14 protein-coding genes are annotated in these 15,397 nt (G+C 71.8%); 4 read left to right on the top strand and 10 right to left on the bottom strand.

The window, feature by feature from the left end; all coding sequences use genetic code 11:
* Positions 1 to 2: 2 nt before the first annotated feature.
* From ACFC8N_RS26715 to ACFC8N_RS26730, 4 genes are all read right to left on the bottom strand, one after another.
* Entirely contained in the window at positions 3 to 2,654 is a 2,652-nt protein-coding gene (locus ACFC8N_RS26715) for an FtsX-like permease family protein (RefSeq protein WP_376290445.1), read from the bottom strand.
* Positions 2,655 to 2,721: 67 nt separating this feature from the next.
* Positions 2,722 to 3,384, bottom strand: a complete 663-nt coding sequence (locus tag ACFC8N_RS26720) for an ABC transporter ATP-binding protein (RefSeq protein ID WP_376290447.1) — start codon at positions 3,382 to 3,384, stop codon at positions 2,722 to 2,724.
* Positions 3,371 to 4,084: an ABC transporter ATP-binding protein gene (locus ACFC8N_RS26725; RefSeq protein ID WP_376290449.1), complete on the bottom strand. Its 714-nt coding sequence runs from the start codon at positions 4,082 to 4,084 to the stop codon at positions 3,371 to 3,373. The genes ACFC8N_RS26720 and ACFC8N_RS26725 overlap by 14 nt, the downstream gene beginning before the upstream one ends.
* Before the next feature lie 5 nt (positions 4,085 to 4,089).
* Positions 4,090 to 4,722, bottom strand: coding sequence for a hypothetical protein (locus tag ACFC8N_RS26730; RefSeq protein WP_376290450.1), 633 nt, complete (start codon positions 4,720 to 4,722; stop codon positions 4,090 to 4,092).
* 155 nt (positions 4,723 to 4,877) lie between these two features.
* Here ACFC8N_RS26730 and ACFC8N_RS26735 point away from each other — a divergent pair, with 155 nt between their 5' ends.
* The gene (locus tag ACFC8N_RS26735) at positions 4,878 to 6,194 is read left to right on the top strand and encodes a histidine kinase dimerization/phospho-acceptor domain-containing protein (RefSeq protein ID WP_376290452.1); all 1,317 of its coding nucleotides are present in this window, start codon (positions 4,878 to 4,880) and stop codon (positions 6,192 to 6,194) included.
* A gap of 154 nt (positions 6,195 to 6,348) precedes the next feature.
* Here ACFC8N_RS26735 and ACFC8N_RS26740 read toward each other — a convergent pair whose 3' ends face one another.
* The 3 genes from ACFC8N_RS26740 to ACFC8N_RS26750 are packed head-to-tail and all read right to left on the bottom strand — an operon-like array spanning position 6,349 to position 9,591.
* Positions 6,349 to 7,623, bottom strand: coding sequence for a hypothetical protein (locus ACFC8N_RS26740; protein ID WP_376290455.1), 1,275 nt, complete (start codon positions 7,621 to 7,623; stop codon positions 6,349 to 6,351).
* Between the two features lie 38 nt (positions 7,624 to 7,661).
* Positions 7,662 to 8,924, bottom strand: a complete 1,263-nt coding sequence (locus ACFC8N_RS26745) for a sensor histidine kinase (RefSeq protein WP_376290457.1) — start codon at positions 8,922 to 8,924, stop codon at positions 7,662 to 7,664.
* Positions 8,925 to 8,937: 13 nt separating this feature from the next.
* Positions 8,938 to 9,591 (bottom strand): response regulator transcription factor, encoded by a 654-nt coding sequence (locus ACFC8N_RS26750; RefSeq protein ID WP_356025764.1) that lies wholly within the window; start codon positions 9,589 to 9,591, stop codon positions 8,938 to 8,940.
* A gap of 341 nt (positions 9,592 to 9,932) precedes the next feature.
* On the opposite strand from ACFC8N_RS26750, the gene ACFC8N_RS26755 reads away from it, so the two are divergent.
* On the top strand, positions 9,933 to 10,301 hold the full coding sequence (locus tag ACFC8N_RS26755) for a hypothetical protein (RefSeq protein ID WP_376290460.1): 369 nt from the start codon (positions 9,933 to 9,935) through the stop codon (positions 10,299 to 10,301).
* 446 nt (positions 10,302 to 10,747) lie between these two features.
* The gene (locus ACFC8N_RS26760) at positions 10,748 to 11,047 is read left to right on the top strand and encodes a hypothetical protein (protein ID WP_376290462.1); all 300 of its coding nucleotides are present in this window, start codon (positions 10,748 to 10,750) and stop codon (positions 11,045 to 11,047) included.
* A gap of 160 nt (positions 11,048 to 11,207) precedes the next feature.
* On the opposite strand, the gene ACFC8N_RS26765 is transcribed toward ACFC8N_RS26760, so the two are convergent.
* Together ACFC8N_RS26765 and ACFC8N_RS26770 are read right to left on the bottom strand one after the other, a co-directional pair.
* On the bottom strand, positions 11,208 to 11,627 hold the full coding sequence (locus ACFC8N_RS26765) for a ribonuclease domain-containing protein (RefSeq protein WP_356025758.1): 420 nt from the start codon (positions 11,625 to 11,627) through the stop codon (positions 11,208 to 11,210).
* Positions 11,628 to 11,954: 327 nt separating this feature from the next.
* Positions 11,955 to 12,395: a ribonuclease domain-containing protein gene (locus ACFC8N_RS26770; RefSeq protein ID WP_356025833.1), complete on the bottom strand. Its 441-nt coding sequence runs from the start codon at positions 12,393 to 12,395 to the stop codon at positions 11,955 to 11,957.
* 430 nt (positions 12,396 to 12,825) lie between these two features.
* Between ACFC8N_RS26770 and ACFC8N_RS26775 the strand changes: the two genes are divergently transcribed.
* The gene (locus ACFC8N_RS26775) at positions 12,826 to 13,857 is read left to right on the top strand and encodes a S1 family peptidase (protein WP_376290674.1); all 1,032 of its coding nucleotides are present in this window, start codon (positions 12,826 to 12,828) and stop codon (positions 13,855 to 13,857) included.
* A gap of 275 nt (positions 13,858 to 14,132) precedes the next feature.
* On the opposite strand, the gene ACFC8N_RS26780 is transcribed toward ACFC8N_RS26775, so the two are convergent.
* Positions 14,133 to 15,311 (bottom strand): copper resistance D family protein, encoded by a 1,179-nt coding sequence (locus ACFC8N_RS26780; protein ID WP_376290464.1) that lies wholly within the window; start codon positions 15,309 to 15,311, stop codon positions 14,133 to 14,135.
* Positions 15,312 to 15,397: the final 86 nt, after the last annotated feature.

Here is a 15,397-nt window from a genome sequence, read left to right on the forward strand (position 1 = left end):
GCTCACAGGTCGCGCAGTTCCTCGACGGCGGGGCGCCGGGCGCGGCGGATCCCGTTCAGGGCCGCCGCCAGTACGGCGGCCAGGGCGGCCAGTGCGGTCAGGGCGAGGTAGCCGCCGGGCACCGCCAGGTCGGCGGGGGGCGGGTCGAAGACGCCGGTGAGGACCTTGACCAGCATCTCGGACAGGGCCCAGCCGATCAGCCCGCCTCCGGCGAGACCGGCCGCGGCCAGGAGGAGGGCTTCGGTGAGGACCATGCCGCGCAGCTGCCCGGTGCGGGCGCCGAGGACGGTGGCGATGGCGAAGGTCCGGCGGCGTTCGGCAAGGCCGAGGGCGAGGAGGAGGCCGCCGGCGCCGGCCGCGAGCAGGACGGCGAAGGCCAGTTCGATGCGGGTGAGGCCGGCCAGGTCGACGGAGGTCAGGCTGGAGCCGACGGTGCCCCGGGTCTGGGTCAGGTCGGTGACGGTGGCGCCGGTGCCGAGCCGTGTGCGCAGGTCGGCGGCGATCTGCTGCTGGTGGGTGCCGCCGGTGTCGAGGAGGAAGGCGCCCACCGCGTCGCTGCCGGTCGCCTGCGTGATGTAGGAGGCGTTGGCGACGAAGAAGCTGTCCTTGGGGGCAGTGGGGAACTCCTTGACGATGCCCGCATAGTGGAAGGGAACCGTGCGCAGAGCCTTGGTGCGGGCGTCCTGGATGCGCAGGTTGACGGTGTCGCCGGGGGAGAGCTGGAAGTCGTTGACGGTCTCGGCGCTGACCAGCAGGTTGTCGGGGCGCTCGGTGAGGCGCCGCATGAGCTCGTGGGCGGTGCCGCCTGCGAAGTAGGCGTCCTGGAGGGAGGTTGCCCGGGCGATGGTGCCGGGGCGGACGCCGTAGAGGTCCTGGAGGTCGGAGCCGACGTAGGCGAAGCGGTGCTGGACGGGTTCGACGTGCCGGACGCCGGAGACCTTCAGCGTGTCCGCGGCGCTGGGCGGGGCGTGGGCGCCGGGTGGTTCGGTGACGGTGACGTCGGCGCCGTTGGTGAGGCGGGCGTCGACCTCGGCCTGCTGTTTGTAGGTGGCGTTGAAGACGGCGGTGGAGACCGCGAAGGACACGGCGAGGGCGAGCAGCACCACGGAGCGGGCGAGCGGGCGGCGGCGCCGGGCGAGGGTGGCGGCGGTGGTGCCGGCGAGGTTCGCGGTCAGCGGGCGGGCCAGCCGGGCGAGCGCCGGGCGGCCGTGGGCGAGGGCCAGCAGCGTCAGGCGCCACAGGAGCAGGGCGGCGCCGAGCCACAGCAGTGCGGGGCCGAGGAACGCCCAGTACGACACCGAGATGCTGGGCACGCCCTCCGGGGCGAGGACCAGGGCGTACTGGTTGCCGGAGGAGGCGCGGAAGACCAGCCAGGAGCCGAGCAGCAGGGCGAGGTCCAGGCCGCAGCGCGCCCACCAGGGGCTGCGGGTGCCACGTGCCCCGGACTCCTTGCGGGTCTCGGCGACGGTCACCGTGCGCAGGTCGCGTAGTGCGGGGACGAGGACGGCACCCGCGGCCACGGCGGCGCCGAGGAGGAAGGCGAAGGCGTACCAGGCCGCCCAGGTGCCGGCGCCGGTCCCGAAGGACGCGGTGCCGAAGGCGAAGCGCCCGGTCAGCGCGGCGATGCCCAGCCCGGCCAGCCCGCCCAGCAGACCGATGAGCGCAGCTTCCAGGCCGGCCAGGGCGGTGATCTGGCCGGGGCGCAGGCCGCGCAGCCGCAGCAGTCCCTGTTCCTGGCGGCGCCGTTCACTCCCGGCGGAGGCGACCGCGACGGTCAGCGCAGCGGCCAGGACCGCGCCGGGGACCCCGAGGAAGAGGAAGAGGATCTGGGCGTACAGGGCGTCCTGGCGGGCGGAGTCGAGGGCGGCGCCGACGTTGTCGCCGACGAGTGCGGTACCGGTGGAGCGGGCCTCCAGGTTGTGGGCGGCGCGGGTGACGGCGGTGTAGGCGGCGGCCGGGTCGGCGGGCAGGCGCGTGGTGTCGCGGGCGACGTGAATCTGGGTGGTCGTGCCGGTGGAGCCGTGCGTGAGCGCGGCGAACCGGGCGGCGGGCAGGAGGACGACGTTGTCCGGGGGTGCGGTCGGCTGGGACTGGCTGGGGGCGCCGACCGTCTGGAAGAGGGAGTCGGCCTGCGGCAGGTCGATCACGCCATCCACCGTCACCTGGCGCACTCCGACGCCGGGCAGCTGGACGCTGATCGTGTCCCCGGGAGCGGCGTGCAGGTTCGAGGCGGTCTGCTGGGCCAGCAGGACACCGGTGGAGGCGCCGGACAGCGTGCGGATCGCGTCGGGGAACAGGGCGCGGTAGCCGTCGGGCAGGCCGAGCGCCATGCCGGGGCCGGTGGTCTGGGTGCTGCCCTGCACGCGGGCGCTGAAGCCGGCGGTGCGGGCGTAGCCGACTGGCAGGGCGGCCCGGGTACCGGGCGTCTTGCGCACCAGCGAGAGTACGGAGCCGGAGTCGGCGCCGGGCTGGACCTGGACCTGCCAGTCGACGGAGACGGAGCGCAGGGCGCGCTGGGTCATGGTCGCTTTCGACGCGGTGAGGAAGGAGCCGAGCGCGGCGACGAGCGCGACCGCGAGCGCTATCCCGGTCAGGGCGGCCAGAAGACGACCGGAGCGATGGCGGACCAGGCCGCGCGCCCAAGCGGTGATCATGACTCCTCCTGCGGTGCCGACAGATGTCCGGTGCCGTGACGGGCCGGGCCGCAGGACCGGGCGGTGGTCACGGAACCTCCTCGGGAGCGAGCAGCCGCCCGTCGCGCATGGTGCGCCGGATGGGCAGGCGTGCGGCGATGGCCGGGTCGTGGGTCGTGACGACGAGGGCCGCGCCGGTGTGGTCGGCGGCCGTGAGCAGGGCGTCCAGTACCCGGGCGCCGGTGGCGTGGTCGAGGCAGCCGGTCGGTTCGTCGGCGAGGATCAGGCGTGGGGCCTGGGCCAGGACGCGGGCGGCGGCCACGCGCTGGGCCTGGCCGCCGGAGATCTCCTCGGGCAGCCGGTCGGCGAGGTCGGCCGCGTCCACCAGGGCGAGCGCGGCGAGGGCGGCTTCACGGGCCTCGGGTTCAGGACGGTCGGCGAGGATCAGGGGCAGGGCGGTGTTCTCGGCGACGCTGAGGGCGGGGATCAGACTGTCGCCCTGGAAGACAAGCCCGATCCCGTACGGCCCGAGGGACTCGGCCCGGGTGACGGTGCCGCTGGTGGGCTGTTCCAGCCCCGCCAGCAGGTGCAGCAGCGAACTCTTCCCCGACCCGGACGGGCCGACGACGGCCAGCCGGTCACCGGACCCGATCTCCAGGTCGGCTCCGTGCACGGCCACGACCGCCTGTTGCCCCTGGCCGAAGGTGAGGGCCGCGTCCCGGCAGACGACGAGCGGCTCATGCGGAGACATCGGGGGCCTCCTGCCGGTCCGGCTCCGCCGAGGCGCCGACTGTCCTTCCGTCCTCCAGGCCGATGACCCGGTCGGCGACGCGAACAGCGGCCGCGCTGTGGGTGACGATCAGCACGGCGCAGCCCCGGGCGGCCCGGTCGTGCAGCAGCGCGAGGACGGCCTGTTCCGTCTCGCCGTCCAGTTCGCCGGTCGGCTCGTCGGCCAGCAGGATGTCGGGGGAGTTGGCGAGTGCGACGGCCAGGCCGGCACGGGCCAGTTCACCGCCGGACAGCTGCCGGGGCAGGGCGTGGCCCCGCCCGGCGAGATCCACCTGGCCGAGCAGCTTCTTCGCGGAGACCGCGGGCCTGCCCGCGGCGGCCCGCTGGGCCAGCCGGATGTTGTCGCCGACGCTCATGTGGGGCAGCAGATTGCGGGTCTGCAGCAGCACCCCGATGTGGCGGGCCCGCAGCCGGGCCCGTTCGGTCTCCGGCCGGTGGCTGATCCGTACGCCGCCCACGCGCACCTCGCCGCCGGAGGGTTCGTCGAGCCCGGCCAGACAGGCCAGCAGGGTCGACTTGCCCGACCCGGACGGCCCGACCACCGCGACCGTCTCGCCGCGCCGCACCCGCAGGGACACCCCGCGCAGGGCGAGCGTCTCCTCCTCACCGGCCCGGTAGAAGCGGTACAGCTCCCGGGCGGTGAGGACCGTCTCGTCCGCCATGGTGGTCACCGCCAGGCGAAGGAGTCGCTGATGGTGCGCCAGGGGTCGACGTTGTCGGCGTTGACCGGCCCGGACAGGGTCAGATCCACCTCATGGCCGGACCGGTGGAAGGCGTACCGCTCGAAGGCGTCCCGCACGACCTTGCCGGTCACCGGATCCTTCGCCGAGTCGCCCTGGTAGGTCAGCAGGACGACGCGGCCGGCGTGCCGGGTCACCTCGGACACCCTGGGCGCGGCGAACTTCGGGACCTGTGCACGCAGCTGTGGGACGACGGTGTTCGTCACCTCACCGACCGTGGGCGCGGTCGGCACCGAAGCCGTCTGGATCCGTACGGTGTTCAGCTTGTCCGTGAAGGCCGTCGTGCCGCCCTGCTGGGTCTGGGCCCACCCCTCGGGGACCTTCACGGTGAAACCCGTTCCGTGGAAGGGGACGTACACCTGGTTGTCGGGGATGTCACCGGGCGGGTTGGACTCGGTGCGCGCCGGGTTGTTCGGCGTGCCCGGGACCGACGAGGATGACGGCGAGCGTGGGGCGGGCGGGCTCTTGGAAGCCGACGAGCCGGATCCCGAACAGCCCGCCGTCACCGCCGCGACGAGCGCCAGGCCCACGCATGCGGACGTCCGTACGTGTGCTGCCATGTCCACTGCCCTCCAAAGGGAAGCCCCCGGACCGGACGGTCGTACCGTCGACGCTAGGAGCGGGCCGGTTAACGCCCTGCTCGGCGAGGGTTAGACGACGGCAAAACGTGCGGCACACATGGTGGGGTCCGCCGGCTGGGCCGCATGATGAGGGCATGAGACAGCGCGTGGTGCGAGTCGCCGTCGTCGCCGCCCTGGTCGCCGTCGTCCTCCTCGCCGTCCCCCTGGCCCTCGCCATCCGCTCCGCCCTGTACGCCGACCAGCGCGACACCCTGGAACGGGCCGCCCTGGCCGCAGCCGTCCGCGTGAGCCCGGACTACGTGACCGGCGACCCCGTGGAACTGCCGGCACCCCCGGCGGGCGGACACGTCGGCCTGTACGACTCCCAGGCGCGGCTGCGCACCGGCAGCGGCCCCGCGCACGGCGACGCCCCGGTCCACCGGGCCCTGGACGGCGCGGCCGTCCGGAGCCGGTCGGGCGGTGACCTGGTCGTCACCGTGCCCGTCTCGCACGCCGAGCAGGTGATCGGCGTCGTACGGGCCTCCACCCCGGTCGCCGCCGTGCGCGACCGGGTCTTTCTGACGTGGGCGGCTCTGCTGGGTGTGGCCGTGGTCGCGCTGGCCATCGCCGTCCTCGTCGCCCGCCGTCAGGCGCGGGCCCTGGCTGCGCCGCTGGAGGACCTCTCCCGCCACTGCCGGGCCGTCACCGAAGGAGACCTCGGTGCCCGGGCGGCCCCCAGCAGCATCGCCGAGATCGACCAGGTCGCCCGCACCCACAACGAGATGCTGCACAGCCTGTCCGAACTCCTGCGACACGAACGGGACTTCGCGGCCAACGCCTCCCATCAGCTGCGTACGCCCCTGGCCGGTCTCCAGCTCACGCTGGAGACCGGCCTGGAGCAGGACGACGACACCCGGCTGCGCCCCGTCCTGGCCGAGGCGCTCGCCACCACCCGGCGACTGCACGACACGGTGGAGGAGGTACTGCGCCTGTCCACGTCCCGGGCCGCGCTCAGGCCCAGGGCGGCCGAGCGTCCCGTAGGCCATGTGCTGCGTGCCGCGGAGGAACGCTGGCACGGCACGTTCGCTCAGGCCGGCCGGCGCTTCGAATGCCACGCAGGGGACGCACCGGACGACGTCCCTGTGCCCGGCGGACCGGTCACGGAGATCCTCGACATCCTGCTGGACAACGCCCGCGTCCACGGCCGCGGCACGGTCCGCCTGGCCGTACGCGACCTCGACGACGCCCTCGCCTTCGATGTCACGGACGAGGGCGAGGTACGCGGCCCGGCGGCTCGGTTGTTCGACCGCGGCCACAGCGACGGCGGGCAGGGAACGGGCATCGGACTCGCCCTCGCCCACGATCTGACGATCGCCCTCGGCGGCCGGCTCTCCCTGACCGGCAGCGCTCCGACCACCTTCACCCTGCTCGTCCCGGTCCACTGCGAGGAAGCGTCGCACGGAGCTGGGTGAGGAGCGGCAGCCCGCGGTTCCGATCAGCCCGGGGACGACGCGCACGCGGGCGTCGTGCCCCGGGCCTGTACCAGCTCTGACGAGTCACCGACGCCTGCTTCCGGCGCATCCGCCGGCACCCCGACTGACCAGCCCGGGGCAACAGCGGGGCTGGTCAGCCCAGGTCCGCCAGGAGGGCGTTCAGTTCGCTCTCCTGCTGCGCCGGCGACATCGGCGGGTTCGAGTGATCGATACCGAAGGTCTTGAGCACCTTGTCCATCTGGGCGTCGACGGAGGTCCAGCCGGTATCGTCCAGCGGCTGCAGCGAAGCCTGGTCGGCATCCCACAGGTCACGCAGCGACTGGGCGGCCGCGTGGGCCCCGGCCGCGTTCCCCGAGCGGGCGTCCTTGAGCGAGGTGGAGGCGAGGGTCCGCAGCGCGCCGACCTTCGCGGGCGGGAACTTCTTCACCGCCTGGCCGGGAGCCATCTGGACGGCGGAGGTGGTGTCGGTCTCCGGCGCCGGGCCGACGTGCGGCTGACCGTGGGCCCAGACCAGCAGGCCCGCGGTGACGACGGCCAGCACTCCGAAGCCGGCGAGCGCGACGCGCTCCTTGCGCGGGTCGCCGGTGACCGGTGCGGCGTGGGTCGCCTGGTGGGTCTCGGTCACATCCGAGCGCGTCACCGTCAGGTAGACCACCGTCGCCAGGATCAGGGCGAGGAAGATCAGGCTGGTGGTGAACGTGCCCAGCGCGAGACCGGTCGGGTCGCCCGGGTTCTGTGCGACCTTGGGGGAGGCGAGCCAGTCGCCGATGTTCGCGCCCAGCGGGCGGGTCAGGATGTAGGCGAGCCAGAAGGACAGCACCGGGTTCGCGCCGAACCTCCACAGCGCTGTGATCGCCGCGATGAGGCCGAGCGGCAGCAGCACGGAGACGCCCGGGCTCCAGCCGGTCAGCTCCAGAGTCCAGTCGCCGGTCGCGGTGCCGAGCGCGAAGGTGACCAGGACGGTCAGCCAGTAGAACGACTCCCGCGGGGGCGTGGTGACCGAGTGGATCGACAGCGTGCGCTCACGCGCCCACCACACGCCGAAGACCACCGCGAGCAGCACCGAGAAGACCGCGGAACTGATCCACAGCGGCACGTTCAGCTGGTCGGTCAGGATGTCGGTGTACAAGGTGCCCGTGACGCTGACAACGACCACGGTCAGCCAGTAGGGGAACGGGACGTACCGCTTCAGCCGCAGCTGGACGGCCAGGACCACCACGAAAACCCCGGTGAAGATCCAGGCCGTGTTCACCAGGCCGACGCCCAGCTGGGTGTTGATCCAGTCGGCGAAGCTCTCACCGACCGTCGTGCACAGGACCTTGATCACCCAGAACCAGACGGTGACCTCGGGGACCTTGTTGAGCATGAGCCGCCCGCTGCGCGTGCGTGCTTCCGTTGTCGTTGTCATGCGGGGAGGTTTACGCGGGGAACCTGCACGCAACCTGACTACGTGGCCGCACACGCGGCCGGGAGCGTCACCTCGACGTGACCGCGGCCGTCCGCGATCGCGCGGACCTCCACACCGGCCGAGGCGGCGATGCGCCGGACCACCGGCAGCCCCAGCCCGTACCCGTCGCCGCCGGTCACACCCGCTTCGAAGACCCGGTCGACCTCCGCGGGATCGAACCCGGGGCCGTCGTCCAGGACATCGACCACGATTGCCTCACCCTGGATGCGCGCGGTGATCCACACACGCGAGCGCGCATGCCGCAGGCCGTTCTCCAGCAGGGGCGACAGCAGCGACACGGCGACGTCGGCCGCGACGGCGACCTCGACCTTCGCGGAGAAGGCGACCTCGACCGCGCGGCCGGCGATCGCCTGCCGCGCGGCGGAGCGCAGATCGCACCGGGTCCCCTCGTCCGTCCGTGCGCGCGCGGCGCGCAGAATCGTCCTGATCGCCGCATCGAGGCGGTCGACCTCGCTCAGCACCGCCTCCGGCGCCACCGGCTCACCGGACAGCTGCGCCAGCTGCGCCTCGGCCCGCAGGACCGTGAGCGGTGTCCGCAGCTCGTGGGCGATCTCGTCGGTGAGCCGGCGCTCGTCCGCCAGCGCGTTGTCGACGCGCTCCAGGAGGTGGTCCAGGGTCCGCCCCAGTTCCCCGAACTCGTCGCGGGGGACTCCGAGGTCGAAGCGGCGCCCGGGTTCGTGATGGCTCCAGTCGTCGGCGAGGGCGGCCATCTCGTGCACGACCCGCAGCGCGCGGCGCACCACGAGGTGCGCGACACCACCGGCGAGGAGGACCGCGAGGCCGCCCAGTATCAGCGACAAGGTCAGGCTGCGCCGCTCGGAAGTCTCGTAGGGCGTGAGGTCCACCCGGACGATCACCATGACGTGATGGCCGTGGACTGGGACCTTCCGGGCGTACAGGAGGTAGTCGCCGACGGCGGCGGTCTGCGAGCGCCGTGCGCCTGCCAGCGCCTCGACGCGCTCGACCATGCCTGCCGGTACGTTCCCGTCGATCAGGCGTCCGTCGGCGTACACCCAGGCGACCTCGTCCAGCGCCTCGCTGCGGTTCTCCGTCAGCACGACACGGCCGCCCACGGTGGTGACGTTCGCCCCGACCGCCTCGGCGCGGGTACGCGCCAGATCGCGCGCGTCGGCGTCCGTGACCCGGCTCAGCAGCACGTGCGAGACCACGACCAGAATCGCGACCACGGCGGTGGCGATCAGCACGGTGAGCGCGACGACTCGCTTGCGGAATCCCGTCACTGCCTTCGTCCCGTCACTGCCATCGGTAGCCCACGCCGCGGACGGTCGCCAGACGCTCGGCCACACCCAGCGGACCGAGCTTGGTCCGCAGCCGGCGCACGAAGGAGTCGAGGGTGTTGTCGTTGACCTGCGCTCCGTGCGGCCAGCCGGCAGCGATGAGGGCGTGGCGGCGCACCGCGTCGCCCTGCGAGGCGATCAGGCGGCCCAGCAGCCGGAACTCGGTCGGGGTCAGGCTCATGCTCACCGAATCGTAGGTCACCACGTGCTTCGCCGGATCGAGGACGACCTCGCGCGGTGCGGGCGCCACCGTGGCCCGGCGCAGCAGCGCTCGGACGCGGACCAGCAGTTCCGGGATGTCGAAGGGTTTGGTCATGTAGTCGTCGGCGCCGGCCTCGAAGCCGCCCACCTTGTGATGCAAGCCGTCCAAGGCGGTGAGCATCAACACCGGGGCGTCGACGCCGCGAGCCCGCAGGGCCAGGCAGACGTCGCGGCCGTCGGCGTCCGGAAGCCCGAGATCCAGGACGACCAGATGGGGCGCCGGTGCGAGCTGCCGCAGCAGGCTGTCGGCCGTGGCGGCGACGCAGACGGTGTGGCCGTCGTGCTCCAGGGCGCGCCTGAGGACGCCGCGGACCGCCGCGTCGTCTTCGCACACCATGATGAAAGCCACGTGCAGACCCTAAATACTCCCGCCCCAGTTCTCCATCTTCCCTGGTCAGCCGCCTGACAGACGGCAGCAGGCCGCTGGCGCCCGCCGCTCCTGCCCTGCCATGAAGCCACGACGGTCGGCCGCGACCGGCCGGGGCAGCACCAGTCTTCCCGTCGGTGCCCGTCGCATCCTGGGAACAGGCTGCGACAGCTTGCGCGCACCGGTGTCCTGCGCCCCCGGCGTGGGGTCGGGGACCGCGATGTTCTGGGCAATGGAACGCAACACCGTGGGAGGCCGGAGCCGTACGACTGGTTGGCGGCTGTCCTCTGGAGCAGGCCGTGGGCGAGGACCGGGAGCAGTAGGTGCGGTTTGTCCGGGAGCGCGACGGTGATCAATACGACGCCGGCGCTGCTGTTGTTCATGCCGAGGGCGAGGGCGAGGGCGAGCGAGGAGGCGGCGGGCGGGTCCAGCCGCAGCAGCCGCGCCGCGCACCGGCCGACCACGAACGACAGCCGGCGGACCAGTGCCGCCACGACCAGAGCGACACCCAGCATCAGTGGACGTGGCCGGGCGACGAAGGAGCCGAGGGCGCCGCCGGCGTTGACGTACGTCAGGACCAGCGAGCCGGCCAGGGCCGCAGGCGCGACTGCGCCCAGTACTCGGACGAGCAGGGACGGGGGCAGAGCGAGGCGGACCAGAATGCCCGCCGCGCAGGGACAGCGGTGTGGTGAGCGGGCTGAGGAGGGTGGAGGCGAGGACCAGGCCGACCATGGTGGGCTGGTCGCCGTCGCCCTTGCCGGTCCCACCGTGGCGCCGGCCGCCACGGGCATCGCGACGATCACGAACAGCACCAGCCACAGCAGGCATGGTGCGGTAGACACCGGCAGTCGGATCAGCGGTCCGAGCGGCAGAGCGTGGGAGCGGCAGCGCGTGGGAGTGGCGCAGCCACAGGCCGGGGCCCGGCACGAGGAGGGCCGCGGCGTAGGACAGGACGACAGCCCGGCCCGGACGCCGCCGCAGCCGGTCATCAGACGGGCCTGTTGCGGTCGCCGCTGCCAGCAATCGTGTCATCTGGCGTGACGACGCGTGCAACACCGGAAACTGCACCCACTCCTACGCCGCGGACAAACGGAAGAGCGACCGCGTTCCCTCCTGCAAGGGTGGCGACACTGTGGGCGTGGGCACGCTCGATCCGAGTGGACGCTGGTATGCGAGCGCCCTCCGGGACAACCGCCTGGCAATTCTCGACCTGGACCGGGGCACCTGCCATGAATTCGACGCAATGCCCACCACGAACTCCAGCGACTTAGACCAGACGTTCTCGGTGGCCTGGTCAGGACATCACCTGATGCTGCTGGAACAGCGGTCCGGGGCACTCGCCTCCGTGGACACCTCATCCAACAAGATCGACAAGCGATCCGAGTCGCGTTGCCCTACGCGTGCGCGAGGCAATCACCCGATGCTGCGACCGAGTTGACGTGGGCGGACTCGGAGGCGCGTGACAACGACATCAGGGCCTCCCGGCGTTGCTCGGTTGGATTCTCATCCCCGAGCTACCGGGAGGCCCTGTCCTCAGGCAGGTACGGCTTCTCGCCCAGTGTGCCGGCCTGCACGCGTGAGCGGGTCCTGCTGGTGTGTCAGAGCTGGTAGAAGTCGGTGTAGTGGTTGGGGGAGTACCAGACCGCGCCGGTGTTGGAGTCGACGACGATCCGGACAGCGTCCCGGTGGGCGCCGCAGGCGCGGGGGTAGACGTCGTACTCGTAGAAGGTGTCGCCGGAGGGCAGCTGCCCGTCGTTGTTGTAGAACTCGCCGCCCGCGTAGCTGCACTGGCCGTCCGGCCAGTCGACCCAGCCCCGCGAGGTGGGGTAACCGAGGTCGGACCAGGTCGAGTTGGCCGAGGCCGCGTCGGAGCATCCGGCGATGTTGCAGGAGCTGTAGACCGCCGCGTTCGCGGCGGGGCTGTTGATCGCGGACACGCTGAGCACGGACGCGATGGCGGCGAGCAGCACCGCGAATCGCCTGGCCCAGGACAGCTGGGGACGTCGCAGAGTCAGCAAGGAATCCTCCAAGTTTAAGGTGAACATGGGCATGAAATGTGCATGACACTCTGATCCGCGTGCGTAACAACCGGGTGCACTGGTGGTTACGCACGCGGGTCAATTGCCGTGTGGTTCTGGCGCATTGCGCTTCAGTCGCGGCGGCAGGCCGCCAGCCTTCGGCCGCTCGGTCTGACGGAGTTCGGTGCCGTGGCGGTACAGGTGGCCCAGTACCGCCTCGGCACCTTCTGCGTCACGCTGCCGCCGAAGTGACTTCCCGGCGCAAGCCGGGGTACCGGTGCAGCCTGGCCGCCGTGCGGACGGTTCGTCAGCCGGTGCTGGTGGGGGTCAGCAGGTGCGGTCGATGAGGTTGAAGGTCTTGTAGTGATCGGCGGTGTAGTAGTCCTCCTGGGACTGCTCGCCGGTCACGATGCGCCGTGCGCCACGGGTCGGCGCACCGGGCGTGATCACGGTGTACTCGTGGTAGTAGTCGGCGGCGCTCTGGGGCGGGAGGACGCCTTCGACGTTGGTGAAGACGGTCCCGTCCTTGGGGAAGGGGAAGGGGCCGCCCTGGTCGATCAGGCTGAGGGTGTCGTGTGCCTGGGAGGGGAGCTGGGAGTAGCAGATGTTCCCGATGTCGCTGGCGTGGACGACGTTGGCGTGCGTCGTCGTTGCGTGAGCGGTGGCGGCGACGGCGGGTGCCGCGGCCACGGCGGTCCCGCCGAAGAGCAGGGCTGCGGCGAGGGCGCCCGCGGTGCCGATCCTGGTGATCTGTGGGGGGAAGTTCATGCCGCCCAGCATGACGCGCGTAGACATGCCCCTGTCAACATTAAACGAGTGAAGTTTCCCGGGAGTTCACCGAGGCACCTCAAGGCGCCCTGATCGTCTCACTGTCACCGACCGGCCGGGCCTCGCCTGGGGCCCTCCGGTGTCCGGACTCCGGATCCGGATGGGCGGACAGCGGTGTGAACAAGATGTGGTGCAAGCGTGAACTTATGTGCGTGGGGCGGGAGTCCGGCCTTGTGTACGGGTGGGGCAGGTGCGAATACTGAAGCGACGGTGCTTGGCATGGACGTGACATCCGCTAGGGCGGGTGACTCGTCCCGTGCCAGGCATGTCACACCTACCTCCCGGGCCCGCGTGACTCCCCACAGTCAGGGCCCATCCCCCCATGAGAGGCAGTCAGTTGAAGCACAACCGCATGCGCCACCGCCGTACGATGCTGGCCGGCGCGGGCGCACTCGCGCTCGCCGCCACCGCCAGCCTCACCCTCACCAGCGCCCAGGCCGCCCCCGCGTCCCCGGCGGCCAGGCTCTCCCCTTCCGCCGCGACCACCCTGGCGTCCCAGCTCAAGAGCGGTACGGCCGGCGCGTTCTACGACGCCAAGGCCCAGAAGCTGGTCGTCAACGTGGTGGACAAGACGTCCGCGGCGGCCGTCCGGGCCAAGGGCGCCGAGGCCAGGATCGTCCGGCACTCGATGGCGCAGCTCGACGCGGCCCGGCAGACCCTGAAGGCCCAGGCGACCATCCCCGGCACCGCCTGGGCCATGGATCCCCGGGCCAACAAGGTCGTGGTGACGGCCGACCGCACGGTCACCGGCGCCAAGCTGGACCGGCTCACCAAGGTCGCCAGGAGCCTCGGCGACACCGTCGAAATCCACTACACCAAAAGCGAGTTCAAGCCCCTCGTCGCCGGGGGCGACGCGATCTGGGGCAGCAGCGCCCGCTGCTCGCTCGGCTTCAACGTCGTCAAGGACGGCCAGCCGTACTTCCTGACCGCCGGCCACTGCGGCAACGACGTCAAGGAGTGGTCCGACCAGCAAGGCGGCCAGACGATCGCGACCACCGAGCAGTCCACGTTCCCGGGCAACGACTACTCGATCGCCAAGTACACGGACAACACCGACCACCCCAGCGAGGTTGACCTCTACAACGGCAGCACCCAGAAGATCACCAAGGCCGCGGACGCTGTCGTCGGCGAGAAGGTGCAGCGCAGCGGCAGCACCACCCAGGTCCACGACGGCACCGTCCAAGCCCTGAACGCCAGCATCAACTACCAGGAAGGCACGGTCAGCGGACTGATCCAGACCGACGTCTGCGCCGAGCCGGGCGACAGCGGCGGCGCCCTCTTCGACGGCGAGAGCGCCCTCGGCCTCACCTCCGGCGGCAGCGGCGACTGCACCAACGGCGGTCAGACCTTCTTCCAGCCCGTCCCGGCCGCCCTTGCAGCGTACGGCGCACAGATCGGCTGACCCCCGGGCCTCGGGCCGAACGGCTCCGCTCAACGGCATGAACCGGCCCCCGGATCGCCCGGGGGCCGGCGCCGCTGACGGATTCCTCCCAGATGAGGTTGATCCGCTGTTCACCGGCCAGGACGGCATGCCCGGCGAGACCGCGGCCGGTGGTGTAGGTCCCGTCGTGGTGGAGTGGTGATGCTGGGGGCTCGGCGCAGTCCGAGGGCGGGAGGTCTCCGTACAGGTCGGCGTGCAGCGCGGTGGCAAGGCAGTGGGCCCGGCGACTTGGCTGGTCAGACGGGATCGGCGGTGGTGGTGGCCGGCCGGCGGGAGAGCGCCTCGGATGCCTTGGCAGTGGCGTAGAGGGACGCGGCGAGGGCGAGTGCGAGTGTCGCGCCCGCGGCGAAGACGCCGGCCGACGGCTCGGCCTGCGGGCTGCCGGCTTCGGTACGGGCGGAGCCGGTGAGGAAGGGAACCACCACGAGGACGGCCAGGCCCAGGGCGATCTCGCTCCACACGACCTTGGGGAAGTGTCGCAGCGTCAGATGGAAGAGCGAGGCGCTCTCGCCTGCGCGGCGGGCCTGGACCATGCGTGGCATCAGCCAGAACTGGTTGAAGGCGCCCGCGAGGACCAGTCCCAGGACGAGGACGATCTTCACGAGCAGGGCGAGGCCGTAGCCGGTACTCCACAACTGGCTGATTCCACCGACGTGTTCCCAGCTCATCCACAGACCCGAGACGACGACGGCGGCGACGCAGATCATCGCGACGAGGCTGAAGCGGCGCCACATGTCGGCCCAGAGCACACCCGCGTCCGGGCCCAGGCGGCGGCGGGCACCGGCGAGGACGCTCAGCAGGACCAGGCCGCCCAGCCACACCGTGCCACTGATGATGTGGATCTGGGTGAAGACCAGGTCCAGGAGCGCGTCCGTGGTCTGCGGGGCAATGGCCGGGACGGCGGTGATCAGCGTGACCGCCAGCGCGAGAGGCAGAGCGGTCCGGGCGATCGGCTCCAGATGGCGCCGCGCGCCGCGTGCGAACAGGGCCGTGAGGCTGGCGGCGGTGACGAGTAGGACGAGGTTCTGCACCAGGAATACGGTGCCTTGTGCGATCCAGGCGCCCTTGTCGGCGGGTGCCCGCAGGAACTGCCATATGTGTTCCGGGGCGAGGGCGTCGCCGAACGGCATGCCCGTGCCCGCCCGGGCGACGCGCGCGGCGAGCTGGAGGTAGCCGGTCACCAGCAGCACCACGCCCGACCAGGCGAGGTATATCGCCGAGCGGTGGCGCAGCACAACGACGTCGTCGCTCGCGGCCGGTGAACTCCTGAACGCGGGGCGGACGGTGGCGGCGTAGGTGACGAGACCGCCGATGGAACCGGTCAGGCCGATGAAGTAGCCGGTCTTGGTCACGGCCCGCCAGGTTGTGGGCAGGGTGTATCCGGCCGTGTCCTGGGCCAGCAGGAGTGCACTCATGAGGTAAGGCTAACCTAAGTTCAAGGTTCGGATGACGCGGGACGCCGGCCAGCCCCGGCGTACGGCTTACGGCTGACGACCGCTGC

The organism is Streptomyces sp. NPDC055966 (assembly GCF_042269865.1).
In the GTDB taxonomy this organism is placed as follows: Bacteria; Actinomycetota; Actinomycetes; order Streptomycetales; family Streptomycetaceae; genus Streptomyces.

Excerpts from the sequence above, each read along its gene's own strand:
- ACFC8N_RS26715 (WP_376290445.1), bottom strand. The coding sequence starts at position 2,654 with ATGATCACCGCTTGGGCGCGCGGCCTGGTCCGCCATCGCTCCGGTCGT.
- ACFC8N_RS26720 (WP_376290447.1), bottom strand. The coding sequence starts at position 3,384 with ATGTCTCCGCATGAGCCGCTCGTCGTCTGCCGGGACGCGGCCCTCACC.
- ACFC8N_RS26725 (WP_376290449.1), bottom strand. The coding sequence starts at position 4,084 with ATGGCGGACGAGACGGTCCTCACCGCCCGGGAGCTGTACCGCTTCTAC.
- ACFC8N_RS26730 (WP_376290450.1), bottom strand. The coding sequence starts at position 4,722 with ATGGCAGCACACGTACGGACGTCCGCATGCGTGGGCCTGGCGCTCGTC.
- ACFC8N_RS26735 (WP_376290452.1), top strand. The coding sequence starts at position 4,878 with ATGAGACAGCGCGTGGTGCGAGTCGCCGTCGTCGCCGCCCTGGTCGCC.
- ACFC8N_RS26740 (WP_376290455.1), bottom strand. The coding sequence starts at position 7,623 with ATGACAACGACAACGGAAGCACGCACGCGCAGCGGGCGGCTCATGCTC.
- ACFC8N_RS26770 (WP_356025833.1), bottom strand. The coding sequence starts at position 12,395 with ATGAACTTCCCCCCACAGATCACCAGGATCGGCACCGCGGGCGCCCTC.
- ACFC8N_RS26775 (WP_376290674.1), top strand. The coding sequence starts at position 12,826 with ATGCTGGCCGGCGCGGGCGCACTCGCGCTCGCCGCCACCGCCAGCCTC.
- ACFC8N_RS26780 (WP_376290464.1), bottom strand. The coding sequence starts at position 15,311 with ATGAGTGCACTCCTGCTGGCCCAGGACACGGCCGGATACACCCTGCCC.